The sequence below is a fragment of the Mesorhizobium sp. M7A.F.Ca.AU.001.01.1.1 genome (genome assembly GCF_004022735.1).
Classification (GTDB): domain Bacteria; phylum Pseudomonadota; class Alphaproteobacteria; order Rhizobiales; family Rhizobiaceae; genus Mesorhizobium; species Mesorhizobium ciceri.
On sequence record NZ_RZPF01000193.1, the window covers coordinates 1 to 9,377 of the forward strand.

At 58.8% G+C, this 9,377-nt stretch carries 9 protein-coding genes and 2 pseudogenes; 6 read left to right on the forward strand and 5 right to left on the reverse strand.

Annotation, left to right across the window (positions count from 1 at the left end):
- Together EN884_RS14160 and EN884_RS14165 are read right to left on the reverse strand one after the other, a co-directional pair.
- Positions 1-788 (reverse strand): annotated as a pseudogene (locus tag EN884_RS14160) (cytochrome B6); the annotation flags it as partial.
- Positions 789-1,022: 234 nt separating this feature from the next.
- The gene (locus EN884_RS14165; protein WP_013525108.1) at positions 1,023-1,268 is read right to left on the reverse strand and encodes a hypothetical protein; all 246 of its coding nucleotides are present in this window, start codon (positions 1,266-1,268) and stop codon (positions 1,023-1,025) included.
- 716 nt (positions 1,269-1,984) lie between these two features.
- On the opposite strand from EN884_RS14165, the gene EN884_RS14175 reads away from it, so the two are divergent.
- Positions 1,985-2,494, forward strand: a complete 510-nt coding sequence (locus EN884_RS14175) for a DUF892 family protein (protein WP_063170790.1) — start codon at positions 1,985-1,987, stop codon at positions 2,492-2,494.
- A gap of 512 nt (positions 2,495-3,006) precedes the next feature.
- On the opposite strand, the gene EN884_RS38640 is transcribed toward EN884_RS14175, so the two are convergent.
- A complete protein-coding gene (locus EN884_RS38640) occupies positions 3,007-3,171 on the reverse strand; it encodes a hypothetical protein (protein WP_164752019.1) in 165 nt (54 codons plus the stop codon).
- Positions 3,172-3,232: 61 nt separating this feature from the next.
- On the opposite strand from EN884_RS38640, the pseudogene EN884_RS14180 reads away from it, so the two are divergent.
- Together EN884_RS14180 and EN884_RS14185 are read left to right on the forward strand one after the other, a co-directional pair.
- Positions 3,233-3,451: pseudogene (locus tag EN884_RS14180) on the forward strand (amino acid synthesis family protein); the annotation flags it as partial.
- Between the two features lie 451 nt (positions 3,452-3,902).
- The gene (locus tag EN884_RS14185) at positions 3,903-4,238 is read left to right on the forward strand and encodes a metalloregulator ArsR/SmtB family transcription factor (protein ID WP_245441379.1); all 336 of its coding nucleotides are present in this window, start codon (positions 3,903-3,905) and stop codon (positions 4,236-4,238) included.
- 116 nt (positions 4,239-4,354) lie between these two features.
- On the opposite strand, the gene EN884_RS14190 is transcribed toward EN884_RS14185, so the two are convergent.
- Positions 4,355-4,654, reverse strand: coding sequence for a DUF1236 domain-containing protein (locus EN884_RS14190; protein WP_013525105.1), 300 nt, complete (start codon positions 4,652-4,654; stop codon positions 4,355-4,357).
- 474 nt (positions 4,655-5,128) lie between these two features.
- Here EN884_RS14190 and EN884_RS14200 point away from each other — a divergent pair, with 474 nt between their 5' ends.
- From EN884_RS14200 to EN884_RS14210, 3 genes are all read left to right on the forward strand, one after another.
- The gene (locus EN884_RS14200; RefSeq protein ID WP_063170791.1) at positions 5,129-5,506 is read left to right on the forward strand and encodes a low affinity iron permease family protein; all 378 of its coding nucleotides are present in this window, start codon (positions 5,129-5,131) and stop codon (positions 5,504-5,506) included.
- Between the two features lie 802 nt (positions 5,507-6,308).
- Positions 6,309-7,052: a DUF4142 domain-containing protein gene (locus EN884_RS14205; protein ID WP_063170792.1), complete on the forward strand. Its 744-nt coding sequence runs from the start codon at positions 6,309-6,311 to the stop codon at positions 7,050-7,052.
- Between the two features lie 22 nt (positions 7,053-7,074).
- Positions 7,075-7,671 (forward strand): hypothetical protein, encoded by a 597-nt coding sequence (locus EN884_RS14210; protein ID WP_013525101.1) that lies wholly within the window; start codon positions 7,075-7,077, stop codon positions 7,669-7,671.
- A 500-nt stretch (positions 7,672-8,171) separates the two neighbouring features.
- Here the strand turns inward: EN884_RS14210 and EN884_RS14215 are convergent.
- Positions 8,172-9,377, reverse strand: a 1,206-nt coding sequence (locus EN884_RS14215) for an SLC13 family permease (protein ID WP_128360590.1), incomplete at its 5' end; no start/stop codon positions are given.

The window sequence follows — 9,377 nt, forward strand, 5'->3', positions numbered from 1 at the left end:
GCTTGCGGCCGCACGTCCGGGGTGAGGTGAAACGCCCCGTTGGTGTGGAAATTGGAATGGCAATCGAGGCAAGCGACACCCGTGCTTTGCATCGCTACCTTCCTGTCCTCGGTCTGGTTGAATTCCTCCTGCGGAAATGGCGTCAGCAGCAGACGAAGTCCTTCCATCTGCACGGGCGTGATGATGCCGTTCATGTATTCGTAGAAGTTGCGTATCGTCAGCAGATCCCCTCGCGACACATCTCCAAGCTCCGGGTGCGTGGTCAGAAATATTGGAGGTGGAAACTCCGGGGTAAGGTGATCCGGTAGATCGAAATCGACGTCGAAGCGTCGCAGATCGCGTCCTTCATCAGCGCCGATCTCTCTAATCTCACTTTCAGGAAAGACCTGACCTCCGGCGGCCTGCTTGACGTGCGGCAACGGTAGGAAGCCTTGCGGCAACAGACCACGATCACGAATTTCCTGAGGGGTTTTCGCTGCCAGGCTGCTCCAGGTTTCGCCTGCCGGCAGTTTCACTCGCGAGCCTTCTTGTACAGCCTTGCGCCCGCCCGACATCATGACGCCGGGCATCGGCCGGTCGGCCAGATCGTAACGGCTCTCGAGCAGGCCGCGTTGCCGTTGTGTCACAGCCGGCTTTTGCGCCTCGTCAGTTTCCTTGACCGCAGAAAAAGGCAAGCTTGGCAATGGACGATACGTCAGATCCGGCGGCAGCGGGTCCGAAGCAACATTGAGCGTGAACGTTGCAGCGCCAAGCAGGACCGGCAAACCAAGATTGAAGATACGCGACATATCCCCTCCCCACAGCGTTGAATTTGGCCCCAACCAGTGCGCGCAAGCTTTGTTCCATAGCTTTGATAGCCCCAACGCTCACGCTCGGCTTTTCGATGATCACCGGTGTCGCTGCTTTGGAGGGTGCGATCTGCGTGCCTTGCCTGCGTACCGTTCTCGCCATCTTCTGGCTGATGACTGCACGTCCGCTGCCGACTCGTGGCCTTGCAGCAGGCCTGCATCGAGCGAAGCTATCTATCCCGACATTCCGGATTGTATCACCCCATCGGCCGACGACCCGTCAGACATCGCCGCATTGTTGATCTGGTCCGTCCCGAACTGAGCGACCTGAACCATCATGGCCCTGGCCTTTGCAATGAGTTCATCGTCGGGAAGAGTATGCCCGGCCTGCAGGGTAACTGTAATACACTCGCCTCCCTCGCCCCGAAATTCCACGACCGGAGCCTGGTCTCGGCTGACGACAACTCCCATCATCTGCATAAAAACCTCCTCGTCGCTTCCTGCATTGGCCAGACAAACGCAACCCAGCTCGGCTATCTAATCCTTGACATAGGCCCCAGGTTGACGCCCGCCTCTGGGCGCCTTGGCGTCTTTCGAATGCTCGGCGACCGCAGGGCCTGCTCCGGATATTTTCTCTGGGGCCGGTGAAGGTGTCGCCGGCTTTGACGGGCTCCTGCCGCTCGATTTCTCGGAGCGGTGTGATATGTTAGTTGAAGACTTGTCTGAAGAAGTCATGGCTCTTTCCCTAGCGCGAAAACCCCAATACCAACCTGCGAAACGCCGTGACGTTCCATCGTGATATGATCTCCGTTGTTGAACCTGGAGGCCTCGCTGGGGCGCACCGGCAATGGGCTGATTTTGCAAGACGAATGGCAACGGCCAAGGCGCTCGGGCAAGACACAGCCTGACACATCGCGGCGCGGGTATTGGAATGCGAGCCGACGCGAAACGCTTCATTGAGATCATCCATCACGGAACCCGCGGCAGGCAGCAGCTTCGTCATTTCTGCAGGAATGCGTTTTGCCAACGCCGACACCGCGACCATGCCCGTCGCCCGCCACTCTCTCCTGGTGCCAAGCGCCCGCTTGCAGCGCCTACCTCAAGGAGCCTGCAATACAGGCTGACTCCGCAGCTCAACCGATGAGGAACAATATCTCCCTTTGAAAGTTCTGGCCGACCCATGAAGGAGGTATGAAATGTCAGAATCACGCGAATGGCTTGTCCAATGGCTCAGGGATGCTCACGCCATGGAGGAGCAGGCCGAAACCATGTTGAATGGGCAACTGAACCGGATAGAGAACTATCCTGAGCTCAGCGAGCGGATTCGCCAGCACATCCAGGAGACCAGACAGCAGGCTGCTCGGCTGGAAACCTGTCTTGACCGCATCGGACAAGGATCTTCCACACTGAAGGATGCCGGCGGCAAGCTGACGGCAATGACGCAGTCGCTCAGTGGGGTGTTCGCCGGGGACGAAGTGATGAAGGGATCGCTTGCAAGCTACACGTTCGAGCACATGGAAATCGCCTCCTACACAATCCTGATCGCCGCCGCCAAATCGCTAGGCGAAGCAGAGGTCGCCCAGCTCTGCGAAGAGAATCTGCGTGAGGAAGTTGCGATGGCGGACTGGTTGAAAAGCCATATTCCAGCGACAGCCGAGCAGTTCCTCGCGCGGGCCGACTCGGAGAGTGACAACGCCAAGCGCTGATCTACGATCGTGGCTCGCAGGCGATAGTGAGCGCCGGTCAGCGCAGCGTACGGGCCCACGCTGACCGCCGTGGCGCGGGCCCACATAGCAACTACCTTGACCAGGTAGTATTCGTATCGGTCTTGGGGGTGACCGTCCTGTTTGGGCGGCAACGACAAACCAACGACCTGGTCTGATGACGGCAGTTCCTCATGCGGGCGTGGAGCGTCATTCCGATTGAAAACAGGAACTGAGAGAGCGGCATCTTGCGTCAAGACGCAAGTCGCAAGAAGCATCGTTAGGCCACTGAAGTGAGAACCTCCGTCGGGCCGGGCCACGAAACATTCGGCAGCGGTCGGGCGTTGTCTCGAGAGTTTGGGGCGACCCGCACCGCCATGTTTTCTTGGCAGGTGATCGAGTGCGTTCTGGGAAATGCGCGTGCCACCGGCCTCCGTTATGGCCTGACGATTCGTCCCATCAAGCTGGTCGTTTGTGCCCTCATGCGAGGAGGAAGTCCTTCCAGGCCGAGCGGGTCAGGCAACACCGGAGTATTTTTTCATTACCCTTGCTGCTCGCACGAGTGACGACCAATCAGCTCCCATAGTGGCGACGAGGTCACTAGCTTCTTCGCTGGAAATGCCGGTGCGGGCGGCGAGCTTCTTCGCAAGCAAATCGAAAGCCAGTTCGACTATCGTCATCGTTCAGCCCTTTCGCTAAGCTCTCCAATACCCTCTCGGAGGGTCTCTCGCATTAGCCCATGTTAATGAGGCGAGAAGCAATTTCCTTCACCTCGTGGGCGGCACGACCTATCTCGAATTCTGCAACACACGCAGCGCGCCTGGCGCGCTGCTGTCGCTTCAGATGATGCACAAGAGCGAGAACGGTCGCCGCTCACACTTCATCACCGCCAATTTTCAGATCGCCGACGGCCCGGCTGCCGACGAGATCGTCGTGGCCATCGGTGCTGCGGACGGCGGCTGGGTCGGCATGCGTCAGGAAGGCAGTCGCCGATTGACGGGAACAATTTAGCGAACAGTAAATTCAACGGTCTTCTGGTAGGAGGCAAAAGTGTCCCAGCGAAGCGTCGACAAAGACCGATTGGAGCGCGCAGACCGCGAGGCAAAAGTTGCTAACGCGGCCGAGAGAGAGGCGCGTTATTTGAAAACTGCGCGACTTCGAGAACAACGCCTTGCTGCCGAAGCCAAGGGTCCCCAGGCTTCGAAGAAAGGCCGATCCAGGAGCTAAGGCGCTAAGGCGCTTAGCCGCCGAGGCTGGCCGTGAGACAGCGACGCCCTTCTGATGGAACATACACCACGCTAATAGATCTGGCGCGCCGGGGCACGCGACGATCCCGGCACATCCTTACTGGGGCGCCCGCCGCTGCCGTGAAGGGAGGCCGCTTCTTTACATTTCGGCCGGCGCAAGACGCGTGAGCGAGGGCAACATCATGAATCCCGAAAAGCCCAGCATTCATGCGCCATCCGCCGAGCTGCTCGCTGCCATGGCTAATGAAAAGCGCCTTCTCGCTCTAATGATTCTTGCTGACGGAGAAATATCCGTTTCTGATCTGGCGCCGCGACTGGGGCTTAGCAACTCAGCACTCTCCCAGCATCTCGGCATGATGCGAGAATCTGGTCTGGTCACCCGGAGGCAGGAGCGCCATAAAGCGTATTACTCGTGCACAGATCTTGCCCTGAAAGTCCTTGAGCTCCTGGACTGGCTTGTTGAGCGGAAAACTCTGCCTGGCCGCGACCATCATCCATAAAGCCCGGACCTTTGGAAGGTTGCGATGTCGCGACTTCAAGGCTCGTCACCGGATTGTGGAGATTTGTAAGCTTCGACCCCGCCGCCAGGCGATGGCGGCGGGGTTGGATGGTTCGTTCAGTCGTAAACCTTGATGATTTTTCGGGTGCCCGGGTCCACCAGCACCGTGCGGTTGTCGACCACAACGTAGCGATATTTGACGTTGGGGACCTCATGGATCTCAACCGTTTCCGGCAGGGCTGTCCCGACATTCAGTTCCACGCCGGGGAGCTTGACCGACGCCAGGGGCTGCTTCTTCACATATTCGCGGATGACGGTGTCCTGTTCCGGCTGGATGATGATGTCGTCCGCGGCGGCTGAGCCGATCCCAGCCAATAGCAACATCGCTGCTGCGGTGTTCTTTAGAAGCATGTTCATATCTGCACTCCTGTAGGGACGGGCGCAACACGATCATCGTCCCGCGCCGCCCGGCAAGTTGAACATGGAGCCGCCCTAAACGTTCCGCCCTAGGTACTTAGGTCTAGTCCCCTTGGGACCTAAGTCTGGTTCTGGAAACCGCATTGGTCCTGTCAGCGGCAGCGGCTGGAACGCTTGGCTTCCGCGGCTGTTGTCTCTCGAATTTGGAAGAATGCAGATGTATAAAGTGTGGACCAAGCACGCTGGTTATTCGCGGCTGTTCCCTTTCTCGTGATGGCACTCGTTCTTGGCTGGCATGTGGTGGATCGGCGGGCAAACGTCCCTTCCGACGCCGAACCCGTATCTTTAACCTGCAGTAGGTGACCTGATGTTGCGCGACAAGGAGAGTCGGATCTTAGAGGCAGGCCTGCTGGCGGCGGTGCCTGTTTGTGTGGCGATTACCGCACTGGTCGCCTTGATGACCTTGGCCAGCATATGAATCGGTTCCTTTTCGCAGCCTCCGACTTCCTATCTCGGCCGCCAGGCTTCTATGTCATGCTCGTGGCAATGGTTTTGTGCACCGCCCTGGTGCCTTTTGGACTGACAAATGCGGTCACCTATGCCCTGTCGGTTGCCGCCATCGTGATCACCGGTGTTGTCCTTTTACAAGGCTATCGCGATACCGCCGCCATTCACGCAAAACTCGACGAGATCATCGTTTCACTGAACGAAACCAGGAACGACGTTGTCGGATTGGAGCATGCCGAGCCGGACGAGATCAGGGAGAAGCTTGTAAAACTCGAAGAAGAAGCGTCCCGAACAGTCGGGGCTGCCAGGCGCGAACTTTCGAAAGCAACAGGAGAGAGATCATGAACAATCTCATTTGGCTCGTTGGTGCGGTGGTCGTCGTCTTGGCGATTTTGAGTTTTTTTGGTCTTCGGTAGGCGACGAGCATTTCCGCCGACAACCTGAAGGATCAGGGGGAACTACACTTGGCGTCGCAAATTGCTTTCATGAATGACAATCAGCCGCCCCCCGACAAGTTGATATCCGAGCCACCGCCAGATTGGCAGGGCGTGTTTTTTGCCACCGCTGCCCTCGTCTCGTCCTTATGCGCCCTGCTGCTGGCATTTTGGATGTCTGTTTGATCGCTGTCGGAGGGGCCACTGTCCTATCAAGAGCCAAAAAGGTTTGGCATCAAAGTTGCATTGACAAGTTGGGGCGGATGAAGCCCGCCGCTTCGCAAATGGGGCGGCGGGCTTTCATAAGCTAACCCTCAGAAACGAGCCTTGGCCGGCAATTTACTTGGCGAAGGTCACGCATGTCGACCTGCTGACGCCGCCGGGATGCCTGGGTAAGCGCAATCTGTGGCGCTACCGACGTCTTTCCGCCGTGTGGTGATCTTCTGGTCGGCCGTCCCGTCTGCTTCAGGCTCTTTGCCGGCAAGCATACCAAACTCACCGTTGGATTTTTTCCGCCATCAGGTCCCCTCTGCGAGCAATGGCAACTCTTCGATCGGTCTGGGGTTCCTGGACAATCTGGGATCGGTGTCACTCCGCCCAGCTCGTGACGGCGGGAATGGCGCCCCGAAAATATCCGACATTTATCAAGGCCCGGAACAAAGATGGCGCCGGGAGATTGGAGTTCATCGTCCTCCTCAACAAGGAACCTAAGCATGAGAACCAAACTACGCATGGCATCGCTGTCGATCGCGACCGCAATGACCGCTGTACTGCCTGCCTTGTCAGCAGAGACGGCCCAGGACTTCGTCACGAAGGCCGCGATCGGCGGGATGTTCGAAGTGCAGTCCAGCAAGGTCGCTCAAAGCAAGCTCCAGGATCCGACCCTTAAGGATTTCGCGCAGAAGATGATCTCCGACCACGGTGCTGCGAACGCCAAACTCGAGAGTATTGCCGGCGAACAGAAATTGCAGGTGCCCGCCGACCTCGACGCTGCCCACAAGAACGACGTCGACAAGTTGCAGTCAGCTGCGGCGCCAGTCGATGCAACCTATGCCGACATGCAGAAGACGGCGCATGCCGATGCTGTAAGCATGTTTGAAAGCTACGCCAAGGAAGGCGACAATTCCGCTCTCAAGTCGTTTGCAAGCGAGACGTTGCCGACACTCAAGATGCATCAGGAGATGGTTGGCAAGGTCGCGGCTGCCGCTCCTGCCCCCGACAGTTCCGCGCCAGCCGCGTCCGATGCGGACGCCACAAATTCTGTGGCACCGGTGCCTGGCGCCAACAGCTTCACCGAGGACCAGGCCAAGAACGCCATCGAGAAGGCGGGCTACTCGGACGTCTCCGCCCTGACGAAGGATGACAAGGGCATCTGGCGTGGAACGGCGAGCAAGGACGGCAAAGCAGCACCCATCGCCCTCGACTTTCAAGGCAACGTCGTTGCCGGCAAGAATTGATCACCAACCAAGGACAAATCAGATGAAAACCGTAACAGGCCTCTTCGACAATTATGATCAAGCAAGCGACGCTGTGGGCGAGCTTGAAGCCACGGGCGTTCCGCACGACGATATTAGCATCGTGGCGGGTAATTCGGGCGGCCGGCTTACGGGCGAAGCGTCGGAGGCTGGCGAGGATGCGGCAGCAGGGGCTGGTGTCGGCGCCGTAGTCGGCGGGGCCGGCGGCCTGCTCACCGGCCTTGGCCTGATGGCCATACCTGGTCTCGGCCCCGTGGTTGCCGCGGGCTGGCTGGCGGCGACTGCGGTCGGCGCTGTCGGCGGTGCCGTGGTCGGTGGCGCAGCTGGCGGCATCATCGGCGCGATGACAGAGTCCGGTGTGCCGGAAAGCGACGCACATGTTTATGCCGAAGGCGTTCGGCGCGGGGGAACAATGGTTATAGCCAGGGTCGAAGACGACCTTGTCCCCGACGCGGAACAGATACTGAAGCAATATAATTCCGTCGACATAGCCCATCGGCGAACCGAATACGAAGCAGGCGGTTGGACCGGCTTCGATCCAACGGATGAAGTCTACACAGGTGATGACCTGGAAAGCGCCAGAGGTCGTCGCAACGTGTGAGATGAAATGACTGGGCGGCTAACAGCCGCCCTCGTCCTTCCTGCGCGATGTGCAACGCTGGTATCTCAGGTAGCACCAAGATCGAATGGTCGTCGCGACGACTTGCAGTTCACCAGGGCCCTGCCGCTGAGCAACACACGACTTGTGATGCTGATCGCAGCCCGAAAGGGCCTCGTATTCTCGAAGAAAGAGTTATCGGCCTGTCGTCATCACGAAGGTGAACCGGCTTTTCCTAGGTGAGAAACGACGTCAATACTCCGCCAAGCCCCTGACAATCTCGCTGCGGTGTATAGTCCATGGCCTAAGGTTCGTTTGCTGGCTTTCCCTTTGCCCCGATAGAGCGGCCGGAACACAGTTTCTGTTGCCGCGGGCGGGACGAGAGGGGAACTGCTGGCGACACTGACCGCAGGTTGGCCAGCCCGCGTCAGGCTTGCGCGGCGACCTCATTCACGAATGTGGTGTCGTGTGGGATTTCCAAGAAGACATCCGAATATCGGATGTCAGTTCATTGGCCAGACGATCATAAGCATCGGCACAGCAACAATGACTACGAGGAAAGACAGGGGCAGTCCCAGACGCGGATAGTCGCTGAAGCGGTAGCCACCCGGCCCCATGACAAGCGTGTTGCACTGGTGTCCGATCGGGGTGAGAAAATCACAGCCGGCGCCAATGGCGACAGCCATCAAGAACGGTTCGGGCCTGTAGCCCAGATCACTAGCAAATTCGGCGGCGATAGGCGCCATGACAAGGACGGTGGCGGCATTGTTGAGGAATGGCGTAACGGCCATGGCGGCGACAAGGATGAGCGTCAGTGCGCCGGACGCCGGAAGGAGGGTCCCCAGTCTGGCAAGCTCGCCGGCAACTACTCCCGTAGCTCCTGTACTGCGTAGTGAATCGCTCACTGGAATGAGAACGGCGAGCATGACGAGGATAGGCCCATCGAGCGATTGGTAAACATCGCGGAGCGGAATGACCTTGAAAAGCACAATCGCGACCGCGGCCGCGAAAAAAGCGACGGAGACTGGCAGCAGCCCAAACGCCGTCGCCACCATGGCGAGAGCAAGGACCACTACCGGCACGATACCCTTGCGGACGCTGCCAAGAAGGATAGCCCTTTCTGCCAGCGGTAAGCAGCCGAGTTCACGAAGTATCTCGGGCATTCTCGCTGCACTGCCCCGCAAGACGACAACGTCCCCGAGCCTCAGCTCGACTGCGGCCAGCCTGCGGTCGAGGCGCTCCCCACGACGGCTGACGGCCAGGAGGTTGACATTGAAGCGATCGTAAAGGGCAAGGCGCTGGGCGGTCCAGCCGATCAAAGAGGAGCTTTCACCGATTACGGCTTCGATAGCGACCATTTCGTTGGTGGTGTCGTCACCACCGCCCCTATCCCCGGTCACGCTGAGCCTGCCCTGGGAGACAAGGCGATCCAGCGCTTCTGGGTCGCCCTCGAGCAACAGGATGTCATCCACCTTGAGGACCACGTCGGGCAGTGGCGTCATCCGCATCGTGCGATTGCGCAGGATCGACGTCACGATTGCATCGCCCCCGGCGAGCTTCATGAGGTCTGCGACGGTTTTCCCGAGCACCGTGGAGTCGGCGACAATTCGAGCCTCTGTAAGGTAATTCTTGATGTCGAGGGCTTCATTCAGTGACCCGCCATGCTTTTCGCGCACCGGCAACAACCAATAGAAAAACAGCAGGAAGAT

Bases quoted from the DNA above. Each gene is read 5' to 3' on its own strand.
- EN884_RS14190 (WP_013525105.1), bottom strand. From the start codon at position 4,654: ATGAACATGCTTCTAAAGAACACCGCAGCAGCGATGTTGCTATTGGCT.
- EN884_RS14205 (WP_063170792.1), top strand. From the start codon at position 6,309: ATGAGAACCAAACTACGCATGGCATCGCTGTCGATCGCGACCGCAATG.
- EN884_RS14210 (WP_013525101.1), top strand. From the start codon at position 7,075: ATGAAAACCGTAACAGGCCTCTTCGACAATTATGATCAAGCAAGCGAC.
- EN884_RS14175 (WP_063170790.1), top strand. From the start codon at position 1,985: ATGTCAGAATCACGCGAATGGCTTGTCCAATGGCTCAGGGATGCTCAC.
- EN884_RS38640 (WP_164752019.1), bottom strand. From the start codon at position 3,171: ATGACGATAGTCGAACTGGCTTTCGATTTGCTTGCGAAGAAGCTCGCC.
- EN884_RS14200 (WP_063170791.1), top strand. From the start codon at position 5,129: ATGAATCGGTTCCTTTTCGCAGCCTCCGACTTCCTATCTCGGCCGCCA.
- EN884_RS14165 (WP_013525108.1), bottom strand. From the start codon at position 1,268: ATGCAGATGATGGGAGTTGTCGTCAGCCGAGACCAGGCTCCGGTCGTG.